General features: G+C 71.1%; 18 protein-coding genes and 2 pseudogenes. 13 read left to right on the top strand and 7 right to left on the bottom strand.

What is annotated here, in order from left to right; translation table 11 throughout:
* Window positions 1–89: 89 nt before the first annotated feature.
* Window positions 90–1,049 (top strand): annotated as a pseudogene (locus ACZ5ID_RS35950) (transposase family protein).
* 124 nt (window positions 1,050–1,173) lie between these two features.
* Here ACZ5ID_RS35950 and ACZ5ID_RS35945 read toward each other — a convergent pair.
* Window positions 1,174–2,874, bottom strand: a complete 1,701-nt coding sequence (locus ACZ5ID_RS35945) for a sensor histidine kinase (RefSeq protein WP_468906707.1) — start codon at window positions 2,872–2,874, stop codon at window positions 1,174–1,176.
* 622 nt (window positions 2,875–3,496) lie between these two features.
* Between ACZ5ID_RS35945 and ACZ5ID_RS35940 the strand changes: the two genes are divergently transcribed.
* Window positions 3,497–4,189 carry a response regulator gene (locus ACZ5ID_RS35940; RefSeq protein ID WP_468906704.1) on the top strand — a complete coding sequence of 231 codons (693 nt, stop codon included), beginning with the start codon at window positions 3,497–3,499 and terminating at the stop codon, window positions 4,187–4,189.
* 105 nt (window positions 4,190–4,294) lie between these two features.
* Here ACZ5ID_RS35940 and ACZ5ID_RS35935 read toward each other — a convergent pair whose 3' ends face one another.
* Window positions 4,295–5,200, bottom strand: a complete 906-nt coding sequence (locus ACZ5ID_RS35935; RefSeq protein ID WP_468906701.1) for a universal stress protein — start codon at window positions 5,198–5,200, stop codon at window positions 4,295–4,297.
* A 322-nt stretch (window positions 5,201–5,522) separates the two neighbouring features.
* On the opposite strand from ACZ5ID_RS35935, the gene ACZ5ID_RS35930 reads away from it, so the two are divergent.
* Window positions 5,523–6,497 (top strand): Acg family FMN-binding oxidoreductase, encoded by a 975-nt coding sequence (locus ACZ5ID_RS35930; protein ID WP_468906699.1) that lies wholly within the window; start codon window positions 5,523–5,525, stop codon window positions 6,495–6,497.
* A gap of 54 nt (window positions 6,498–6,551) precedes the next feature.
* On the opposite strand, the gene ACZ5ID_RS35925 is transcribed toward ACZ5ID_RS35930, so the two are convergent.
* Window positions 6,552–7,133, bottom strand: a complete 582-nt coding sequence (locus tag ACZ5ID_RS35925) for an Rv1733c family protein (protein ID WP_468906697.1) — start codon at window positions 7,131–7,133, stop codon at window positions 6,552–6,554.
* A gap of 271 nt (window positions 7,134–7,404) precedes the next feature.
* Here ACZ5ID_RS35925 and ACZ5ID_RS35920 point away from each other — a divergent pair, with 271 nt between their 5' ends.
* The 3 genes from ACZ5ID_RS35920 to ACZ5ID_RS35910 all read left to right on the top strand — a co-directional run bounded on the left by ACZ5ID_RS35920 (window position 7,405) and on the right by ACZ5ID_RS35910 (window position 10,520).
* Window positions 7,405–8,328 carry a hypothetical protein gene (locus ACZ5ID_RS35920; RefSeq protein ID WP_468906694.1) on the top strand — a complete coding sequence of 308 codons (924 nt, stop codon included), beginning with the start codon at window positions 7,405–7,407 and terminating at the stop codon, window positions 8,326–8,328.
* Between the two features lie 230 nt (window positions 8,329–8,558).
* Complete coding sequence (locus tag ACZ5ID_RS35915; protein WP_468906692.1) at window positions 8,559–10,154, top strand: oleate hydratase; 1,596 nt, start codon at window positions 8,559–8,561, stop codon at window positions 10,152–10,154.
* A gap of 162 nt (window positions 10,155–10,316) precedes the next feature.
* Window positions 10,317–10,520, top strand: coding sequence for a hypothetical protein (locus tag ACZ5ID_RS35910; RefSeq protein WP_468906689.1), 204 nt, complete (start codon window positions 10,317–10,319; stop codon window positions 10,518–10,520).
* Between the two features lie 45 nt (window positions 10,521–10,565).
* Here the strand turns inward: ACZ5ID_RS35910 and ACZ5ID_RS35905 are convergent, their stop codons facing one another.
* Window positions 10,566–11,393 carry an ABC transporter permease subunit gene (locus ACZ5ID_RS35905; RefSeq protein WP_468906687.1) on the bottom strand — a complete coding sequence of 276 codons (828 nt, stop codon included), beginning with the start codon at window positions 11,391–11,393 and terminating at the stop codon, window positions 10,566–10,568.
* The gene (locus ACZ5ID_RS35900; protein WP_468906685.1) at window positions 11,390–12,313 is read right to left on the bottom strand and encodes an ABC transporter ATP-binding protein; all 924 of its coding nucleotides are present in this window, start codon (window positions 12,311–12,313) and stop codon (window positions 11,390–11,392) included. The genes ACZ5ID_RS35905 and ACZ5ID_RS35900 overlap by 4 nt, the downstream gene beginning before the upstream one ends.
* A gap of 224 nt (window positions 12,314–12,537) precedes the next feature.
* On the opposite strand from ACZ5ID_RS35900, the gene gap reads away from it, so the two are divergent.
* From gap to ACZ5ID_RS35870, 6 genes are all read left to right on the top strand, one after another.
* A complete protein-coding gene (gene gap / locus ACZ5ID_RS35895; protein ID WP_468906682.1) occupies window positions 12,538–13,566 on the top strand; it encodes a type I glyceraldehyde-3-phosphate dehydrogenase in 1,029 nt (342 codons plus the stop codon).
* A 123-nt stretch (window positions 13,567–13,689) separates the two neighbouring features.
* Window positions 13,690–14,346, top strand: coding sequence for a recombinase family protein (locus tag ACZ5ID_RS35890; protein WP_468906679.1), 657 nt, complete (start codon window positions 13,690–13,692; stop codon window positions 14,344–14,346).
* Between the two features lie 65 nt (window positions 14,347–14,411).
* The gene (locus tag ACZ5ID_RS35885) at window positions 14,412–14,693 is read left to right on the top strand and encodes a hypothetical protein (protein WP_468906676.1); all 282 of its coding nucleotides are present in this window, start codon (window positions 14,412–14,414) and stop codon (window positions 14,691–14,693) included.
* Between the two features lie 31 nt (window positions 14,694–14,724).
* Window positions 14,725–14,919, top strand: coding sequence for a hypothetical protein (locus ACZ5ID_RS35880; protein WP_468906674.1), 195 nt, complete (start codon window positions 14,725–14,727; stop codon window positions 14,917–14,919).
* A 607-nt stretch (window positions 14,920–15,526) separates the two neighbouring features.
* Window positions 15,527–16,384: a slipin family protein gene (locus tag ACZ5ID_RS35875; RefSeq protein WP_468906671.1), complete on the top strand. Its 858-nt coding sequence runs from the start codon at window positions 15,527–15,529 to the stop codon at window positions 16,382–16,384.
* Window positions 16,385–16,599: 215 nt separating this feature from the next.
* Window positions 16,600–17,172, top strand: coding sequence for a hypothetical protein (locus ACZ5ID_RS35870; RefSeq protein WP_468906668.1), 573 nt, complete (start codon window positions 16,600–16,602; stop codon window positions 17,170–17,172).
* Between the two features lie 106 nt (window positions 17,173–17,278).
* On the opposite strand, the pseudogene ACZ5ID_RS35865 reads toward ACZ5ID_RS35870, so the two are convergent.
* Window positions 17,279–17,977 (bottom strand): annotated as a pseudogene (locus tag ACZ5ID_RS35865) (molybdopterin-dependent oxidoreductase); the annotation flags it as partial.
* Window positions 17,978–18,256: 279 nt separating this feature from the next.
* On the bottom strand, window positions 18,257–18,478 hold the full coding sequence (locus ACZ5ID_RS35860; protein WP_468906665.1) for a hypothetical protein: 222 nt from the start codon (window positions 18,476–18,478) through the stop codon (window positions 18,257–18,259).
* Window positions 18,479–18,689: 211 nt separating this feature from the next.
* Here ACZ5ID_RS35860 and ACZ5ID_RS35855 point away from each other — a divergent pair, with 211 nt between their 5' ends.
* The gene (locus ACZ5ID_RS35855; RefSeq protein ID WP_468906662.1) at window positions 18,690–19,589 is read left to right on the top strand and encodes a universal stress protein; all 900 of its coding nucleotides are present in this window, start codon (window positions 18,690–18,692) and stop codon (window positions 19,587–19,589) included.
* Window positions 19,590–20,108: the final 519 nt, after the last annotated feature.

The raw sequence follows: 20,108 nt of genomic DNA, 5'->3' as shown, positions 1-20,108 counted from the left end.
CGCAGCCCTGCTCTCCGCCCTCCCGAGGTCGGGTTAACCCGGCGCCAGAACACAGCAACGTGGCGCGCTGTAACGATCACGCTTCTGCCATGGCATGGACAGGGCCGTGCGGGTTGGGTGTTGCTGTGACGCAACACCTTGGCCGCACGGCCTTGTCCCATCATCCCTTCACCGGCCTCCAGCGCCGTCGACTCGGTTCGCTGGTCGCGGAGTTGGCCGAGGCGTGGATGGCCGCAGAGGAGGGCCGACTGCACGAGCGCCGAGGCCGCAGCCGGTTGCTCGCAGCCGGTGCGGGACCTGATCACCAGCTGGTGTTCACCGACCGGGTCATCGCGACGCCGGTCGTCCTGCGGTTCCAGCTCCCGCACGGGGCCCTGGCCCTGCTCCACGCAGTGGACCGCTCCACGATCACCCGGGCCGTCCACCAGGTCCGTCCCCTTCTGGCCGCTCGTGGCTTTGCTGTTCCCCGGCAGGGTGACCGGCGGCTTCGCACTCTCGCGGACATCTTCGCCCATGCGGCGGCCGAGGATGTCGAGCTGCGGTTGGACGGCACGGAGGTCCGGGTCCGACGACCCGGGCGAACAGGCCAGGCCGTCGCGCCTTCGTCTCGGGCAAGATGCGGCAGTACGCCAAGAAGGCCACCGTCGTCACTGACGGACAGGGCCGCACCCTGTGGGCCGGGGCTTTCCGGCCCGGCCGTATGCACGACCAGACAGCCGTGAAGACCGAGGGAATCTGCGACCTGTTCGATCAGTACCCCCAGGTCAGAGCCAAGGCCGACGCGGGCTGCCGGGGGACTTGCCAAGCAGTTTCCCGACCAGGTCCAAGCCCCGCCGCTCAAACCGAAGAAGGGCGCCCCGCCCGAAGGCATCGCCGACTGGGACGCGGCCCGCCACCAGCAGTCCTCGGGGCGTATCTGCGTCGAGCACGCCACCGCTGAACACAAGCAGTGGCGAACCCTCCAGCGCTACCTCGGGCGCCGCGAGTACCTCGACGAGACCTACGCGGCAGTCGCCGCCCTGGTCTCCGACCGCGCCGCCGAGAGATGAGCACCAGTCAGACAAGCCGCCAGGCCAACACACCCCGACCTCATTCGTGCAGAAGGCCGTTATTGCGTCTCCGGTCGGTCCGCCGTCCGCCGTCTGCGGCCGTGTCTGCAGGCGGCGCGCCGCGTCAGAGCGGCTCGAGGAGGGGGAGGTCCAGCTCCACGCTGGTGCCGGTGGGGCTGTTGGCGCTGAGCGTCAGCTGTCCGCCGTGGGAGCGGGCGCGTTCGCGCAGGTTGTTCAGGCCGCTGCGACGGGTGACGGCCCCATCGATGCCGCACCCGTTGTCGCTCACACGTACGGTCAGCCGGCCGCCGGAGGCGTCGGCCGTGAGGTCGACGGCGGTGGCCCGGGCGTGGCGGGCGGCATTGGACAGGGCTTCGCGGACGACCGCGATGGCATCGTCGGCCAGGGAGAAGGGGACGTCGGTGTCCAGCAGGCCGGTCATGCGCAGGGCGGGGGCGAAACCGAGGAGCGCGATGGCCTGGTCGGCCTCGGCGACCAGGCGGGCGCGCAGTCCCTGCGGGACCGTGCCGCGGGTGGGTGTGCGCAGTCCGAAGATCGTCGACCGGATGGTCTGGATCGTGTCATCCATGTCGTCGATGAGCCGGGTGACACGTTCGGCCAGCTCGGGCCGGTCGGAGAGGCGGGCTTGCAGGGACTGCAGCGTCATGCCGGAGGCGAACATCCGCTGGATGGCCAGGTCGTGCAGGTCGCGTGCGATGCGGTCGCGGTCGTCCTGGACCATGCGGTCCTCGGCCGCGCTGCGGTGCTCGGCGATCTCCAGGGCCAGGGCGGCGTGTGAGGCGAAGCCGGTGATCGTGTCGATGGTGGCGGCCGGGAACGGAGCATGCCCGGGGGGCGCGGTGACCTGGAGGATGCCCCGTATCTTCTCGGGGGTGCCGAGCGGAATGAGGAAGGCGGGGCCGAGCCCGTGCTCACTGTCGAGTGCGGCGGCGGTCATGGGCTGGCCGTCGGCGTACGTTTTGGCGGCCAGTGAGGTGGCGGGCAGCAGAAGACCGGTGAGGCGGTCGGCGTGCTGCCCGGCGGCGGCCTCGATCACGAGCTCATCGGTGTGCCCGACGGGCACGGCGAGCGCGGCGGTGTCGGCGCCGGCCATCTCCCGCACGGCGGCCGTGAAGGACTTCAGTACCTCCGACTGCCGGGTGCCGGAGAGCAGCGCGCGGGTCAGTTCACTGGATGCCTCCAGCCAGCGGTGACGGCGCTGGGCATCGTCGTACAGACGGGCGTTGTCGATGGCGACGCCCGCGGCGGCGGCCAGGGTGCGCAGCACCGCCTCGTCGTCGTCGTCGAACTGCGTGCCACCGCGCTTGTCGGTGAGGTACAGGTTGCCGTAGACGGCGTCGCGTACGCGCACCGGCGCACCCACGAAGGAGTGCATGGGCGGGTGCCCCTCGGGGAATCCCGCGGCGTCCGGGTGGGTGTTCAGGTCGGTCAGCCGCAGTGGCTCCGGCTCGCGGATGAGCAGGCCGAGGATGCCCCGGCCCTGGGGGTAGTGGCCGATCTTCCTGATCGTCTCGTCGTCCATGCCGACGGTGATGAACCGCTCGATGCCGCCTTCCTCACCGATCACACCGAGGGCGCCGTACTGGGCCTCGACGAGCTCGGTGGCGGACTGCACGATCTGCCGCAGCACCTGATCGAGTTCCAGACTGGATCCCACCGCCAGGACGGCGTCGAGGAGGGTGTGCATGCGGTCCCGGGCGCCGCGCATATGGGCCACCCGGTACTGCAGGTCTTCCAGCAGTTCGTCCAGTCGCAGCCGGGGCCGGTCCGGCCCTGCGGTGCCTCTCGGCTCCCCGCCGCCCATTCCCGCTCCCCCTGTTCGAGCCTGTGTTGCCCTTCCTCTGCATTATCGCCCATGCGCTCCGTCTGCCGTCGGGCAGTCGTGGGGTTTGCGTCATGTACGTGGAGGGTGCCCGGATTCGTGCGGCAGGGGGCGAGCGGCCGGCCGCCGCCCCGGGTTGCCGGTGCTCCGCCGGCGCGTGGGCGCCGGTCCACGCGGGGCTCAACCGCCCGGCGTGGCGTACGCGAACCGGGAGCGTCCGACGCCCCTACTGGAACCGGCTGCCGACCGCGCTCCGCGCGCTGCGGAAAGGGCGGAGAGGACCATCCGCTTCTCGCGGATCGTGATTGCGCGGTGCGCGGGGCGCGGCGTCGGCCGCTGCGCCCCCGCCTCTGTGGCTGGTCCTTTCCGCCGGTTCCATACAACCACCGCGGGCGGAGCGCCGGGAGTGCCGAGTGGGCCCCGTGCTCCCGGGCCCTTCGGCCCCTCTCGTCGCCTCCCCGGGAAAATCGGCTGGCCCACGGACATCCGGTTTTGGCCGTCCGGCCACGATGGCGCAAGATCTTCGATGGTGGGGTCCGGTCACGCGCAGCGGGTAAGCGCCCACGGTGCCCAGGGACAGGCAGTACAGGACGAGGAGCATGCGATGGCGGCCGATGAGCGGTCCGGTCCGGAGAACCCGATCAGGGTCTTCCTGCTGGACGACCACGAGGTGGTGCGGCGCGGCGTGCACGATCTGCTCCATGACCACCCTGACATCACTGTGGTCGGTGAGGCCGGCACGGTCGAGCAGGCGCTCATACGCGTGCCCGCGCTGCGGCCGCAGGTCGCGGTGCTGGACGTGCGCCTGCAGGACGGCGACGGGGTCACGCTCTGCCGGGAGTTGCGCTCACGCATGCCGGAGCTCGCCTGCCTCATGCTGACCTCCTTCGACGACGAGGAGGCTCTCCTCGATTCGATCATGGCAGGGGCGTCGGGATATGTGCTGAAGCAGATTCAGGGCGCCGACCTGGTCTCGGCCGTGCGTACGGTCGCTGCGGGCCAGTCGCTGCTCGACCCGAGTGCCACCGCCCGGCTGATGGCGCGGATGCGCAAGGGTCGGCAGAAGGAGGAGGAACCCGAAGCGCTGCCCGGTCTGACGGGCCGTGAGCGGGAGATCCTGGCCCTGATCGGTGAAGGCCTGACCAACCGTCAGATCGGTGAGCGTCTGTACCTGGCGGAGAAGACGGTGAAGAACCACATCTCCCGGCTGCTGGCCAAGCTCGGGGTGGAGCGGCGGGTCCAGGCCGCGGTGATCGCGACCCGGGCGCAGGACCGGCGGAGCCGGCCGGGGAGCTGAATCAGCACCGAGGCCCGCTGCGCGTTAGGCGTGTTCCCCGTCGACCCGCCCCGCCTCTCGCCGGCGTACGGGGAGGGGCCCCGACGGGTGCCCCCGGATGCCGGGTCAGTCGTGCGGGACCACCGCCACGGGCGCCGCGGCGTGGTGCAGCACCGCATGGGTGACGGGTCCGATGCGCGGGCCGAGCGGGGTACGCCGGATGCGCCGTCCGACCACGACCAGCGACGCGTCGGCCGCGGCGTCCACCAAATGGGCGCCGGCGTTGCCGACCACCGTCTGCTCGACGACGTCCACGTCGGGGAACTTCTGGCGCCAGGGGGCCAGTACTTCCCCGACGACGCCCGCCTCGTGCTGTTCCAGTCCGTCGTCCGGGCCGACCGTTGCGGAATCCGCCGGAAGGCCTTCAGTGTCGCGGGACGGCAGACTCCAGCCGTGCACGACCCGGAGCCGGGCCGAGCGCCGCGCCGCGGCCTCGAACGCGAACGCGATCACCGCGTCGTCGGGGTGCTCATGGTCCAGGCCCAGGACGACGTCCCGGTACGGCGTGGCGGTGGAGGGCCGGCCGTCCGCGTCCGGCTGGTGTTCGTCCTCGGCATGGTTGGCCGAGCGGACGAGGACGACAGGGCGGCTGGTCTGCGCCGTCACCGCGAGGCCGACCGAGCCGACCATGAACCCGGTGAGCCCGCTGAGCCCTCGGGACCCGATGACCAGCGGATCGGCCTCGGCAGCTGCCGCAAGCAGTGCCGCCACCGGGGGTCGTGCCACCTGCTCGGTGGTGATCTCCAGCTGAGGGTGGCGGTCGCGGAGTGTGCCGGTGGCCCGGTGCAGAACGCGCCCGCCCCGCTGCCGGTGCGGTGCGTCATCGGGCGGCGGCTGGGCGTAGGGCTGCCACTCCCAGGCGTGCACCAGGTGCAGGGGCAGGTCCCGGCGTTCCGCTTCGCGGGCGGCCCACTGTGCGGCGGCCAGGCTTGCGAGCGAGCCGTCCAGCGCGGCGGTGACGGTACGGGGCATGGTACGGACCTCCTTGGGAGCCGTGGGGCCCGAGTGGTGGCCCCGCTGTCACGGTGCCACCGGTGCGGATGCGGCAGCAGGGCCGAGTGGCCCGTGCTGGTGCAGGCATATGGCCCCGATGATCACGTGACCCGGCCCCGAACCGCGTGGCCGCGGTCCGGCGGTGCTCCTCGTCCTGCCGTCCGTGCTCTTCGTTCTGCCGTCCCGCCCGCCCGTCAGGCAAGGCCGTATACCGCGAAAGGGAGGGCCGGTCAGCCCTCTCTTCGGCGGAGTCCGCGCAGCAAGGTGGCTGCTACGGGGGAGCAATGCTGAGGAGCTCATGATGGACAAGACCCGGGATCTCGACGCGCCGTCCCTCCAGACGCTGATGGCCGCCGCGGTGGCGGCCCCCTCGATCCACAACACGCAGCCCTGGCGTTTCCGCCTCGATCCGCCGACCCGGACGATCGAGGTCCGTGCCGACACCAGGCGGGCCCTTCCCCAGACAGATCCGGATCTGCGCGCCCGGTACCTGTCGGTCGGAGCAGCGGTCTTCAACCTGCGCGTGACCGCCGCACATCTGGGCTGGGAACCCGTGGTCCGTGTGCTGCCGGTGCCGGAGGATCCCGACCTGCTCGCCACCGTTCAGCTCACCGCCCCCGTCGAGGAGAGTCCTTCGCCCCTGTGCGGCTTGTACGAGACGGTCGAGCGGCGGCACACCAGCCGGATGCCGTTCACCGGCCGCCCGGTGCCCGAGCCGGTCGTGGCGCGGATGATCGCCTCCGCATGGGCCGAGGGCGCGCACCTGGACGTGCCCGACATCATCGGAGTCCGCCGGCTGCTGCACCTGACCCGGACGGGCGAGGAGCGCAATGCCTCCCACCCGGGCCGTGTCGCCGAGGCGCGCACCTGGCTCACCCCGCCGGGCAGGCAGCATTCCTACGGCATTCCCGTGAACGCGCTGGGCGCCCTGGACGCGTCGGGACGGACACCCATGCGGGACTTCACGGGTCGGTTGCCCGTGCCGCCCCTGCCCGCCGTGCGGTTCGAGAGCCACGCCCAGGTGGCACTGCTGTGGACGGACCGGGACTGGCCGCAGGACTGGCTGCGAGCGGGGCAGGCGCTCCAGCACGTGCTGCTCACCGCGACCGAGCACGGGGTGCGGACCTCGATGCTGCACCAGGCGATGGAGTGGGGGGACCTGCGGACGGCGATGGGCGGATCGAGGGGCCGTTGCTGTCCGCAGCAACTGATCCGGTTCGGATACGGACCCGACGGCGGACGTACCCCGCGTGTGCCGGTCTCCTTCGCCGTGTGACCGCGAGGTGCCGGTCGGCGAGGGTGGCGGACGCATAGGGGAGCCGTCCCGCGGCTATGCGTGGTGGTGGCCCGAGTGAGTGTCCAGGTCGGCCCAGGCACGGTCCCACTGCGCTGCGCGGCGCCTGCCCAGACAGGCGGCGGCCCCCCAGCGCAGGCCCGCCGCCACTACCCCCGCGCCCAGCGCTGCGTCGGTGCCCAGGACGGCTCCTTGCGCCCTGGCCTGAGCCGTGGTGGGGGGCGTGGGGCGGATACCGCCTGTTCCGTCGAGCCACACGGGGGTGGCGGAACCCGCCTTGCTTCCTGCCGCCACGGAAGCTGTGCCGGTGCCGGCCGAGCCGCCGGGCGTGGTCCACCGAACAGCTGCCCGTACTTGGCTGTCGTCGGGTCGGCCGAAGTAGCGGGGCGAGGCCGCGGGAGCGTCCTCGGTGAGGTGTGCGGTGACCCGGTGCAGCCCCGTGGACTGATCCAGTGCTGAGCGTTCGGTGACGAGGGCCGTCGCGACGCCCACCGCCGGCGTGGCCAGCAGCAGCACCGCCGTGGCGGCGCCCACGCATGCTTCGGCGATGTCGGAGCGCCGCTTGAGCGGGTTGCGCCGCCAGCGCCATCCCCGCACTCGGCCGTCCCGTTTCACCATGTGCGCGGCCCTTCCTGAGCGTCCTGCGAGAAATGCATTCCTCCAAACTGCCGGGACTTCTGTCCATGGGTGCAGAGCCCAGAGGTCCGTCACCCCGGGGCCGTTCGGCCTCACTTCGAGGCCGGGCGGGCCGGGCCACCCGCCCCTGGCCCCCAGAACGCTCAAGCAGGAATGCCGGCCACCCGACACCGGCGCCCGGGACGTTCGGTCCCTGCACCCCGGTCCCGGAACTTCCTCCCGTCGAGCACAGCTGACGGGAAGGGGACGTCCGATGAGGCGCACACACCGGCCGCGCGGGCACCGCGCGGCGGCCTGCGCACCAGGCACCGCGGGACCCGGGGACGGGACGCTCGCCGGGGCGCTGCTCGCCCTGGCGGCCGGGCTCCTGCTGAACTCCCTGCTCGGCCCGCTCGGGGTCGGCGCGATCGACTGTCCCGTCCCCGCCCATGGCGCGATCATGAGCCAGCTGCTGGCCCTCGACGCCTTCGCGGGAGCCGTCGTGGTCCCGGTCGCCCTGGCGTCGGCACTCCTCGTCCTGCGCCGGCACCCGCTGGGACCGGTGGTGGCGATGGCGCTGGCCGTGTACACGGCGTACATGGCTCCTCAGTACGTGCTGGGCCCGTCGTATCTGCACCACGACGGCAACAGTGAGGCGTTCTTCCCGCTCCACCTCGTCCTGTTCGTGCTGGGATGGACGACGTCGGCGGTGGCCTGGCGGCGGATGGATCCCACCGACTGGCCGCCGCTCGGCCGGCTGGAGCGACGGGTCGGCGGCGCCCTGATCCCGGCTCTGGCCGTAGCGACGTTCGCACGGTACGTCCCGGCAGTCATCGCGGTGGCCGCAGGACATCCGTCAACCGCGGACTACCGGGAGGGCCCCGGATACTTCTGGTCCCTTGCCCTGCTCGACCTGGGTGTGGGGCTGCCCGCGGCGCTGGCGGCCGCGGTGGGCCTGCGCCGCGGCAGTCCGTGGGGCCGCAGGACGGCCCTCACTCTGGCCGGATGGCCGGCCCTGGTGGGGCCTGCCGTCGGTGCAATGGCCATCAGCTCCTGGATCCGTGACGCACCTGGCGCGTCCGCCGCGCAGGCCGCGGCGATGGCGGTGCTCGGCCTGCTCTACGCCGGCCTGGCGATCATCCTGCTCAGCCGCCTTCACCCAGCCCCCAGTCGGGCCGTAGCGACACCGTCACCCTGACCGGCCCGCGTACGCCCCGAGCCGGGGCCTCTCGGCAGCCCGGCAGGGACATCCGGCCCTGGCTGGCCGATCACCCCAGGAGTTGACTGTGGGCCACAGGCGCCACGCGGGTCCCGACCTCGTCGTCGCCGCCCACGGAGGCCCACCGCGTTGTCCGGTGGAAACCCGGCGCATCCCTGAGAAACACATCAGCGGCCCGCGAGACACGGGCTTCAGAATGGAGAGACGTCATGACAGACGCTCCGCAGCACTCCCACGCCTACCTGGTCGGCGGCGGCATAGCCTCCCTCGCGGCCGCCGCCTTCCTCGTACGCGATGCGGACTTCCCGGGCGAGCACATACACATCCTGGAGGAGCTCCCGGTCGTCGGCGGCTCCATGGACGGCAGTGGTGACCACCCCGTCGGGTACGTCACCCGGGGTGGGCGGATGCTGGAGGAGGAGGCCTACACCTGCCTGTGGAACCTCTTGGAGACGATCCCCACCCTCACCGACGAGACGGTGTCGGTGCGCGACGAGATCATCGAGTTCAACGCCAAGTGGCCCACCGAGGCCAAAGCGCGCCTCGTCGCCAGGGATGCCACCGTCGTGGACGCCGGCGACTACGGTCTCGACTCCCGCGACAGACTGGAGCTCACCCGCCTGCTGGTGCTTCCGGAGTCGGTGATCGGGGCCCGCCGGATCGAGGACTTCTTCTCCGCGCACTTCTTCACGACGAACTTCTGGACGATGTGGCGCACCACTTTCGCCTTCCAGAACTGGCACAGCGCCATCGAACTCAAGCGGTACTTCCTGCGCTTCATGCAGGAGTTCCCCCGGATGCACACCCTGTCGGGAGTGCGCCGTACCCGGCTCAACCAGTACGACTCGATCATCCGCCCGCTCCAGGCCTGGCTGGAGGCCCGCGGTGTGCGCTTCGAGCACGGCGTGCGTGTCACCGACGTCGACTTCACCACCGAGGACGACGGCACCCGCCGCGTCCGGCGCCTGCACCTCGATCGTGCCGGGCAGCCCGACACCCGCGAACTCTCCGACAGCGACTACGCGTTCCTCACCCTCGGCTCGATGACCGCCGACGCCGCTTACGGCAGCGACAGCGCCGCGCCGGAGCTGATCCGCGGGAAGCGGGACGGAGGCTGGCGGCTGTGGGAGACCATCGCGGCCAAGGCGGACGACTTCGGGCGCCCGACGGCCTTCAACGGCAACGTCGACGAGGCGAAGTGGGAGTCGTTCACCCTCACCCTGCGCAGCCCCGTCCTGCTGCACCGCATCGAGGAGCTGTCGGGCAACCTGCCCGGCACCGGCGCGCTGATGACGTTCAAGGACTCCAACTGGCTCATGTCGATCGTGGTGCCGCACGCTCCGCACTTCGAGGGACAGCCGGAGGGCGTCTACACCGTGTGGGGGTACGGGCTGTTCGTGGACAAGCAGGGCGACTTCGTCGGCAAGACCATGGCCGAGGCGACCGGCCGGGAGATCCTCTCCGAACTTCTCGGACACCTCGGCATGACGGACATCGAGGAGGAGGTCGCGGCGACGACGACCGTGGTCCCGGTGATGATGCCGTACATCACCAGCCAGTTCGCTCCCCGCACGGTTCACGACCGGCCCCTCGTGATTCCGCGGGGCGCGGCCAACTTCGCCTTCCTGGGGCAGTTCACCGAGCTCGCGGAGGATGTGGTGTTCACCGTCGAGTACTCGGTGCGCGGCGCGATGCACGCCGTCTACGGGCTGCTCGGCGTCCAGGACCACGACATCCCGGGCATCCACCACGCTCTCGCCGACCCGAAGAGCGCCTTCACGGTCCTGAAGGCGGCGATGGGCTGAGCACATGGGGCGCGGAGACGGGTGATCCGGCCCGTGCACCGGGGCCGTACGGCCTGAAACGGGGGTCCTGCGGCATCATGCCGCGCCCCCCGTAGAGGAGTTGGATGCAAGGCAAGGAGCGAGCAGGTCGTCCGAGCAGGTCGTCTGAAGGAGGCGAGCACGGTGGGCACAAGTTTGACCCCTGAGTTCTGGAGACTCTTCTGGGCGCTGCTCAGCGCCGGAGTGCTGATCGTCGTCCTCGCCACCCTCGTCGTGGACACGGCCATGACCCGTCTGTCGCGCCGCTGCGAGGCACGCCGACGGAGCACACATGCACCACACCCGACTCACCACGCGCGGCCGCACCGCGCCCTGCTGCACCACTGACATCCGGCCCGGCCGAGGGGCCAGGCGGCAGGACCCGCTTCCGGGCTACGGCGCGAGGTCCCGTCGGCGCAGCAGAGGCACGGCCAGGGCCAGGCCGACGACACCGATGCCGGTCAGGACGCCCAGCTCGGGCCACAGCACCTGCCCCTGGGCGAGGGCGTCGCCCGGTGCGTAGTAGTGGAACGGGCTGACGTAGCGCAGCGGAGCCGCCGCCGACCAGGCGAGCGCGATGAAGTTCAGTGCGAAACCCACCGCCCCGATCGCGATCGTCGTCCCGACGACCTGCGCCTTGCGCCGACCCCACGCGGAGACCGCCAGAGCGGGCCCCGCCAGGCACAGCGAGAAGGCGCACCCCATCACCCCGGCGGCGAGGACTCCGCTGACCGGCACGTCCCGGTGCAGGGACGGGCACAGCCACACGCCCACCGCGACCGTCACCGTGGCCGCGGCGTTCAGCGCCAGCGCGGCCAGGCCCAGCGCGAGCGCACGTTCCCCCAGGAGCCGGTCACGGCTCACCGGCCGGGTCATGACCAGCTCGATGGTGCCGCTCTCGACTTCCCCGGCGACCGCGGCGGAGGCCAGCGAGGCGATGGCGGTGAGCTGCATGGCGATCCAGAACGGATGGACCAGCCCCGCACCCAGCAGCCCCGGGTAGCTGGCGATCGACACGTCCCCGCCGGAGCCGCTGAAGGCCCGGAACGCCGACGGTGGGCTCTTTCCGGCCCCGGAGAAGAGCTGGTCCGGCGCGAAGGTGTTGGCGACCACCACGTTCAGGGCCTCGAACAGGGCCATGCCGACCACCAGCAGGACCAGCATGTGCCGACGGCGGTGCAGCGCCAGCCACAGCAGGGGCCGACGTCCGTGTCCGTTCACGAGGCCTCCTCCGTCCCGCTCTTCGCCGTCCGGTAGAGATCGAGGAAGGCCTCGTCGAGCCCGGCCTCCTCCACCTCCACGTCGGCTACTTCTCGGGCGAGCAGGTGCCGCAGCGTCCCGACCACCTCGCTGGGCGGCACCAGCAGTTCGGCCCGGTCGCCGTTCCATCGCGGTCCCCACTGGTCGGCGGCCCCAAGTGGCCGCGCCCCGCGGCCGTCGGCGAATGTGAGCCGGATGCGGCGGGCCCGTGCCTGGCGCAGGGCAGCCACGCTCTGGACGGTGACCAGGCGGCCTGCGCGGACGATCGCCACCCGGCCGCAGGTCCGCTGCACCTCCGGCAGCACGTGGCTGGACAGCAGTACGGTCCGTCCCGCCGCGGCGGTCTCCGCGAGGAGCTCGAAGAAGGTTTCCTGCACCAAGGGGTCGAGCCCCTCGGTCGGCTCGTCGAGTATCACCAGTCGCGGGTCGTGCTGGAACGCCTGGACCAGGCCCAGTTTCTGCTTCATCCCGCGCGAGTAACCGCCCACGGCCCTTCGCAGGATCCCGGCGGTGAGGCCGAGACGCTCGCACAGTTCCCCCTTCCTGGCCGTGGGGACGCCCTGGAGCGAGGCAAGGAAGTCCAGCGTCTCCTCGCCGGTGAGCTCGGGGTACAGCCGCAGCTCGCCCGGCAGGTACCCGATACGGGGCGCCACGCTGCGGTGCTCGGCCACGGGATCCGCTCCCATCACCCGCACCCGGCCGCGAGTGGGGCGCAGCAGCCCCACCAGGCAGCGCAGGGTGGTGGTCTTCCCCGCCCCGTTCGGCCCGAGAAATCCGAACACCTCCCCGGCCCGCACGCTCAGGGTCAGCCCGTCCACGCCGACGACCCGTCCGTAGAGTTTGGTCAGCCCGGCCAGCTCGATGTCCTTCGCCTCACCCATGTCTCCAGTGTGTTCCTCCACGGCACGACTGCCCAGGCACTGCACACACGCGGCGCCCGGCCATCGCCGGGCGCGTCTCGCCGCGCCGCCGGCCCGCCGTGGACACACGGGGGCCGAACGTCCCACCGGGCGCGCCCCCTACGGCCCAAGCCCGGCCGCCCCGCGGCGAGGAGGCTGGCGGTGCGACCCGGGACCCACCCGGGTTCTGAGTGAGGAGGGCGGACATGAGCGTACGTGTCGGCATCAACGGGTTCGGCCGTATCGGACGCAACTACCTGCGCTGCGTACTGGAGCGCGCGGACTCGGCGGAGGGTGCGGCCGTCGAGGTCGTGGCGGTCAACGACATCACCTCACCTGCCGTGCTGGCCCATCTGCTGGAATACGACTCCACGTACGGCCGGCTGCACCGAACCGTTGAGCACGACGACACCTCGATCACCGTCGACGGACACCGGATCGCGGTGACCGCCGAGCGCGACCCGGCCGCCCTGGACTGGGCCGGGCTCGGCGTCGACGTGGTCATCGAGTCGACCGGCCGCTTCCGCACCCGGGAGGACGCCGGACTGCATCTGAAGGGCGGCGCGCGCAAGGTGCTGCTGTCCGTCCCGGGCAAGGGCGTGGACGCCACCGTCGTGATGGGCGTCAACGAAGGCACCTACGCCCCGGAGCGCGACCACGTCGTCTCCAACGCCTCCTGCACCACCAACTGCGTGGCGCCCATGGTTAAGGTGCTGGACGAGCACTTCGGCCTGGTGAAAGGACTGATGACCACCATCCACGGCTACACCAACGACCAGGTCGTCCTGGACGGCCCGCACAAGGACCTCCGGCGGGGCCGCAGTGCTGCCGTCAACATCATCCCTACCAGCACGGGGGCCGCCCGCGCGGTCGGACTCGTCCTGCCGGAGCTCGTCGGAGCCCTGGACGGCATCGCCGTGCGGGTGCCCGTCGAGGACGGTTCGCTGACCGACCTGAGTGTCGTCCTGGCGCGGCCCGTGACCGCGGACGAGGTGAACGCGGCCTTCCGGGAAGCGGCCGACGGATCGCTCAAGGGCATTCTGCGGGTGTCCGACGCCCCGATCGTCTCTCGTGACGTGGTGGGGGACGCCGCTTCCTGTGTCCTGGACGCCCCGCTGACCCAGGCCCACGGAGAGCTGGTCAAGATCTTCGGCTGGTACGACAATGAGTGGGGTTACACCAACCGCCTGCTCGACCTCACGGAATACGTGGCCGCCCGGCTCCCGCGGCGCTGACACCACGACGGCCACGCACCGGAGCGCCCCGCCACATCGGCGGGGCGCTCCGGTGTTTTCGCACGTGTCGCCGGAAGCCGCCACCCGGGCCGCGCGTGGAAGCAGGGCCCGGCGCTCGCGATCGTGCCGGAGCCCCGCACCGAGCGGCCGTTCCGGATCGGGTACGCCCGCGCGTCGACCGCACGGCAGGAGTTGGCGAGCCAGCTCGAAGCCCTTCACCGGGCGGGGTGCCGCAAGGTCTTCAAGGAGCAGATCAGCACCCGCGTCAAGGTGCGGCCCGAGCTGGAGAAGGCGGTCGCCCTGACCCACCGGTTCAAGGAGGCCGCGCCCGAGACTCCGGTCATCCTTACGGTGCACGAGCTCAAGAGGCTCGCCAGGAACGCGGCCGACCTGATGAGCTTGTCCGCCGAGCTCCAGGCCGGCAGCATCCAGCTCGAACTCCTCGTCGGCCCGCTCACCGGGATCTACGACCCGAACGGCATGGGCGCTATGTTCTTCGCCGTGCTCGCCGTCGCCGGGCAGATCGAGCGCACCTACATCCGGGAGAAAACCCTCGAAGGCCAGGTCACTGTCGCCGCGAAGGGCAACCACGGGGGACGGCTCAAGGCCATCGACGACGACATGCTTACCTTCGCCATCGTCGGCGTCCCCGTCCCGGAGATCGCCAAGAAGCTCACCGTCAAGACCGGAAAGAACGTCGGCACCTCCACCTCCGTGGCCTCCCTCTACCGGGCCCTGGCCGAAGTAGAACAGCAGGAGCCGGGCCCGAACCGCGGGTGATCGAGCAGCGGCGCCCCGGGCCCGCCCGGATCCCAGGGCCGGGCAGCGAAACCGACCCGGAGCTGATGCCCCGCCTGGAGCAGCAGGTCCTCTGCCAGGGAGAGCCCAGTGACGCTGTGGCGCCAGGTGCTGACAGCGCTCAACGACCACAGCTCGACACCGCGGAACGCGAGGCGGTCCTCGCCCGCGGTGCCGCACAGCTTGCTGGCCGCCGCGCTCCCGAAGGACAGCGCACCACCGACAAGGAGGTCATGGCGGTCGTCTTCGAGGAGTTCGGGATCCTGCTGGGTGCCCACCAGGCCCGCATCTCCCTGCGCTCCCTCGATGCAGGCAGGACAGGGGGGTAGCCCGAACGGCCCCGGCACCGTTGAACCCGGTATGGCCACAACGATGCGGCTCACGCCCGTCACCGGGGTGGGCCACCCCAGGAGCGAAACGGTTCAGCGACCCGAGCTGGAGCCGATCTTCAGCGAGCTCGCCGAGCAATGGGAGAATGCCGGCCGTCTGGTGCCGGGCCGCGCGGATGAGGAGTGGACGATCCTCGCCCGCCGCTACCCCTGGCCCGGCCGCTGACCCCACCTCAGGACTTCCGCGGCGGCATCGCCACCGCGCTCCCCGGGCTGTCGGGCCGGCACCGTGGTTGGGCCCCGGTCCGACAGCCCCACCACTCCGGGTCCGCAGGGCGCAGCTCCGACACCACGAAGGCCCCGACCGCTCGGGAAGATCAGAGACCTTGGGCATTGGGGAAACTGACATGGCTCCGATGCCACGCAGGAATCGGAGCTGCGGACCGCAGGCCCGACGTGGGGGTCCGGCCCCGTGAGGCCGCGGTGCCTCGCTCCGGCGCCGACCGACCCGGACCTGCCGAGCGCGGACATCCGCCTTCGTCGTAGCTTCGGGAGAACAGGGCCAGAGCCAGGTTGTCGCCCGGTCGGGTCAGACTGCTGGACCAGGTTTCGTCTGGGCCGGAAGGCCAGGGGCCGGAGGGGTCCATGAAGGCAGTGGACCGTTCGGCCTCTGCCCAGCGCTGGGGGCCCGCGCGATGCTGGGGAGGTGGAGGGCTCGATGCTTGCGCCGTACCCGCGCAGCCCTCCGGGCGCAGCAGGAGACGCTTGTCCTTGCAGCCGCCGCCGACGGGCCTCGCGGACGTGACGTGGCCCTCATCCTGAGGAGCAGTACCGTGGGAGTCTGGATCTTCGTTCTGGTCGTAGTGGCCGTGGTGGCCCTGGTGGGGCTGGCGATGGCGATCAAGATCGTCAGGCAGTACGAGAAGGGTGTGCTGTTCCGGTTCGGCCGGCTGGTCGGCACCCGGGAGCCGGGTCTGCGACTGATCGTGCCGTTCGTGGATGTCCTGCACCGGGTGTCCTTGCGGATCGTTACCATGCCCATCCAGTCCCAGGGGATCATCACCCGGGACAACGTAAGCGTCGACGTCTCCGCCGTCGCCTACTTCCGCGTCGTCGACGCCGTGAAGTCGGTCATCGCCGTTGAGAACGTGGGCGCGGCCATCAACCAGATCGCTCAGACCACGCTCCGCAAGGTCGTCGGCCAGCACACCCTGGACGAAACCCTGTCGGAGACCGACCGCATCAACATCGACATCCGTGAGATCCTCGACATCACCACCACCGACTGGGGCGTGGAAGTCACGCTGGTCGAGCTGAAGGACATCCAGTTGCCCGACAGCATGAAGCGTGCCATGGCCCGCCAGGCAGAAGCCGAACGGGAGAAGAGGGCCAAGATCATCAGTGCCGAGGGTGAATCGATGGCCGCCGCCGCACTCGGCGACGCCTCCGACACCATGATGGCCCACCCGCTCGCCCTGCAACTGCGCAACCTGCAGAGTCTGGTGGAAATCGGAGTCGACAAGAACAGCACCGTCGTCTTCCCCGCACCCCTCATGAGCACCATCGGCGAACTCGGCACCTTCCTCGCCCGCGAGACAGCCGCCGCCGCACAGCAGGGCAACGACCCGGTGGACCTCGGCAAGGCCCCTGCGGTCCCGCTGCTTTCGAACGGATCCGCCAAGGCCCCCTAACCAGCCGGGCAGCCTGGCCGGACCGCACTGGACGGGGCTGGGTTGACCGCGCGGGGAGGCCACGGCGGTACCGCACCGAACCGACCGTTCGAAATTTGTCCGGTTTTCGTCGGATGCATGCGTTGCCTGGCGGAATCACGTTGCAGCCGTGCGATCGCAGGCCAGACGCGGCTACACCCGCCGGTCCTCCGGTTCCTGGAGGCGGACTGGGTCGTATGCCCAGGTTGCTGGGTGGTGGCCTGCGGCGGCAGATCGATGGAGGATGGAAGCAGCTTACAGCGGGCAGACAGGCGCGCTCCCTTGCCTCATCCCGCACCGGCCCCGTCGCGGCAAGCCTGCCGCTCGCGGATCGCACGCTTACCGGGCGCACGAGACCAGGCGATCCCATGGTCAGCATTTACGCGGTGATCCATTGCGACGGACATCTGGAGTTCCGCGACGACACCCTCGACCGGGTGGACGAGGGCGGTCGGCCTCTGCACGCCGACACCTTCGTCATCCAGCATGCCGGGTGGGGCGGTCCCGGCCTTCACGGCGACACAGGCCCTGCCCGCGACTTTGTCTCAGCAAGCCTGTTCAACGGCACCGCCACCTCTGTCGTATCCGCGCTGGGAGGCCCTGAGCAGAGCATCCTCGGCCGCCTGGTCATCGGCGGCGACCACGATCAGCCCGGTCATGGAGCAGCCGTGCCCTGCGGCCTTACCACCGCACAACAGCACCTCATCCGGGACGTGCACGGGGCCGTCCTCAGAAATGCCGACGCAGACTGCCACGGGGACGGGAGCTGACCTGCCCGCCCGGCCGCACTGCCGACGCAGAGCCCTCGCGCGAGAACGGCACCGGAGACCATGATCAACGGCTTAGCGTACCCCTGTACCGATGTTCCCCGAGGCCGAACTCGCGCAGGATCACGTGCCCCATGGCCGTCGCCAGCGCGCCGTCGGTGCCCGGGTGCGGGGCCAGCCACTCGTCGGCGTGCTTGACGTTGTCGGCGTAGTCGGGGCTGACCGCGACGACCTTGGCGCCGTTGTAGCAGGTCTCGGTGAGGAAGTGCGCGTCCGGGGTCCGGGTCACCGGGATGTTGGAGCCCCACATGATCAGGTAGCCGGCGTTCCACCAGTCGGCGGCCTCGGGAACGTCCGTCTGGTCGCCGAAGAACTGCGGAGAGGCGATCGGCAGGTCCGCGTACCAGTCGTAGAAGGACAGCAGCGTGCCGCCGATCGGCGAGGTGCAGCGGGCACCGGCCGCGAAGGAGGCCATCGACCACGCTGGGATCGGGGAGAAACCGGCGACACGGTTGGGGCCGTACCGCTTGACGGTGTGCACCTGGGCGGCGGCGATCAGCTCGCTCACCTCGTCCCAGTCGGCACGCACCAGGCCGTCCTTGACGTACACCATCCACGAGCAGGAACCGGTGCAGTTCACGCCATGGGTGGACCGCACCACCTTGTGGTGCGCCCAGCGGTCCCGGTAGAACCCTTCCCACTTGCCGTCGTTCTCGCCGAACACGGCGCGCCCGTCGGCCGACGCCTCGCTGCGGGTGAGCAGCCTGCGGGCGGCCAGCGGCCAGCCCTGTGCGGCACGGGGGCGCAGATCGGGAAAGGGCTGCTCGGTCCCTGCCGGGCAGGGTCGGTGAGCCCTGCGATCCGCGGGCGCGTGTCACCGCCCCGGCCGACGGCTCGTCCGGGCCGGTTAGCCCGGACGAAGGAGCGGCCGCTCGTACGGGCCGGACGCGAGGGGAGCCTGCCCTGCCGGCAGCGCCGGTGGGCCAGCGCGGCACCGGGACGTCGATGTGCAAGGTCACCCCGGCGGGACGGGGCGGAGGGGGTTTCGCACCTCACCTGAACCGGGCGCTGTGGAGCGCGATGACGCTCACCTGCGGAATTCCCGGTGGTCGTCGTACTTTCCGAAGTAGTGCCGCTCCTCGACGAACTCCCTTTCACCGGGCCGCAGGACCGCTCCGGGTGTCGACAGGAAGGCGATGAGTCCCAGCGTGCCGACCACGATCAAGGAGAACCCGACGACGAACGAGCTGTAGCCGAAGACCAGGCAGGCGCCCAGCACGGTGGCGACGATCAGAAGCAGAGGGATCATGGCCGGTGTCCTTTCCTACCGCTGCGAAACCCGAAGTGACCGGGTTGGCCTCGACCTCAGCCTCCTTCGCCGGGGCGGGAGCCGGCAGGTGCTGAGTGGGCAGGAAGCCGGGCCCGACTGGCCTCGGGAGGGGGCCTGCTGGTCTCTCGCCCACGGCGGAGCCGCTGTTCGAGGCTGGCATGGAAACGGAACGAGCAGGGGAGGTGCTGAGATGTTGTCACCGATCGTCGTCGGCGTCGACGGATCCGCCGAGTGCCTGGCGGCGGGCGCATGGGCGGCCCGCGAGGCCATACGGCAGGATCGGCCGCTGCGCCTGGTCAACGCCTGGGACCGCCGTCCCCGTCAGGGGCAGGCGATCGTGAACGCCGCGCAGCGGCAGATGGCCCTTCGCGCACTGCGACGGGCGGAGGACCGGGTCCGCGCCGAGTACCCGGACATCCGGATTCGCGACGAGCAGACGGAGGGGCTGGCCGTGCCCGCTCTGCTGGAGGCAGCCGACCGGGCCGCGTTGCTGGTCCTGGGTTCGCGCGGGCAGAGCGGCTTCACCGGCTTCCTCGTCGGGTCCGTCGCGCTCGGTGTGGTGGCCAGGGCCACCTGTCCGGTCGTCCTGGTCCGGGCGGACGAGGAGGCGATGGACGAACACCTGCCTGAGGCCGACGGTCGTGCCTCGACGCAAACCGCCTACCGGGACGTGGTGTTGGCCGTCGATGTCGGTGACAGTTGCGACGAGGTCATCGAGTTCGCCTTCGAGGCGGCTCGCCTGCGGCGCGCGAGGCTGCGCGTCGTCTACGCCTGGCAGGCCCCCAGCCCGTTCGGCCGCGGTTCCCGTGCGGCCGGTCTGGTGGAGAACCCCTGGCGGGGCGAGGAGTGGCTGTGTTTCCTCAAGGCCTCGCTCCAGTTGTGGCGCGACAAGTACCCCGAGGTGCACGTTCTGGAGACGGTGGTGGAGGAGAAGCCGTCGTCCGCCCTTGTCCGGGCCTCTACCGGCGCGAGCCTCCTCGTCGTCGGACGCCGCGTCACCGAGCGGCCCGTCGGTCCCCGAACGGGCCCTGTCACCCATGCGGCGATCCACCACGCCGGCTGCCCGGTGGCTGTGGTGCCCCATATGTAGGGCCTCGGGACGCCGTCCTTCCGGCACCTGCCGGAGGGGCGCTGGTTGTCCGGGCGGGGAGGCAGGGTGGCCTCTCCCGCGGTTCGGGCCGGGATGCGAGGCTGGTACCGGACGTGAAGGGCCGAAGGGGGAAAAGCCGGGTCAAAGGCCCGGCGGGCGACGAAGTCGCCTCGACCGAGGTCAAGAACGGGGCGCGGGGCCGGCCGTCGGCCTTGGGCGGCCGTCACCGCACTGCCGCAGGAACCCCGCACGGGCGCCGAGCGTCGGCCCGGTGCCCGTGCGGGGGAAGCGCGGACAAAGACAAGGAGGTGACCGTCATGATGCGGCCGGTGGTGGTGGGTCTCGACGGCTCGCAGGCAAGTCTTGCCGCAGCCGGACTGGGCGGATCTGCGCCGAGGGCTGCCCTTGCGTCTGGTACACGCCTGGGAGGGCCTGCCCGACGATGACATCAACGCGGCGCTGCCCGGGGGCCGGGCGGCGCGGCATCATGCGCGCCGGGTGCTGCGCCAGGCGCTCGAA

The organism is Streptomyces sp. NPDC031670 (genome assembly GCF_055580545.1).
This window is presented reverse-complemented; position numbering and strand designations above follow the sequence as displayed.

What these genes read in the sequence shown, in the direction of transcription:
- ACZ5ID_RS35945 (WP_468906707.1), bottom strand. Translation starts at nt 2,874, where the DNA reads ATGGGCGGCGGGGAGCCGAGAGGCACCGCAGGGCCGGACCGGCCCCGG.
- ACZ5ID_RS35940 (WP_468906704.1), top strand. Translation starts at nt 3,497, where the DNA reads ATGGCGGCCGATGAGCGGTCCGGTCCGGAGAACCCGATCAGGGTCTTC.
- ACZ5ID_RS35935 (WP_468906701.1), bottom strand. Translation starts at nt 5,200, where the DNA reads ATGCCCCGTACCGTCACCGCCGCGCTGGACGGCTCGCTCGCAAGCCTG.
- ACZ5ID_RS35930 (WP_468906699.1), top strand. Translation starts at nt 5,523, where the DNA reads ATGGACAAGACCCGGGATCTCGACGCGCCGTCCCTCCAGACGCTGATG.
- ACZ5ID_RS35925 (WP_468906697.1), bottom strand. Translation starts at nt 7,133, where the DNA reads ATGGTGAAACGGGACGGCCGAGTGCGGGGATGGCGCTGGCGGCGCAAC.
- ACZ5ID_RS35920 (WP_468906694.1), top strand. Translation starts at nt 7,405, where the DNA reads ATGAGGCGCACACACCGGCCGCGCGGGCACCGCGCGGCGGCCTGCGCA.
- ACZ5ID_RS35915 (WP_468906692.1), top strand. Translation starts at nt 8,559, where the DNA reads ATGACAGACGCTCCGCAGCACTCCCACGCCTACCTGGTCGGCGGCGGC.
- ACZ5ID_RS35900 (WP_468906685.1), bottom strand. Translation starts at nt 12,313, where the DNA reads ATGGGTGAGGCGAAGGACATCGAGCTGGCCGGGCTGACCAAACTCTAC.
- gap (WP_468906682.1), top strand. Translation starts at nt 12,538, where the DNA reads ATGAGCGTACGTGTCGGCATCAACGGGTTCGGCCGTATCGGACGCAAC.
- ACZ5ID_RS35885 (WP_468906676.1), top strand. Translation starts at nt 14,412, where the DNA reads ATGCCCCGCCTGGAGCAGCAGGTCCTCTGCCAGGGAGAGCCCAGTGAC.
- ACZ5ID_RS35880 (WP_468906674.1), top strand. Translation starts at nt 14,725, where the DNA reads ATGGCCACAACGATGCGGCTCACGCCCGTCACCGGGGTGGGCCACCCC.
- ACZ5ID_RS35870 (WP_468906668.1), top strand. Translation starts at nt 16,600, where the DNA reads ATGCCCAGGTTGCTGGGTGGTGGCCTGCGGCGGCAGATCGATGGAGGA.
- ACZ5ID_RS35860 (WP_468906665.1), bottom strand. Translation starts at nt 18,478, where the DNA reads ATGATCCCTCTGCTTCTGATCGTCGCCACCGTGCTGGGCGCCTGCCTG.
- ACZ5ID_RS35855 (WP_468906662.1), top strand. Translation starts at nt 18,690, where the DNA reads ATGTTGTCACCGATCGTCGTCGGCGTCGACGGATCCGCCGAGTGCCTG.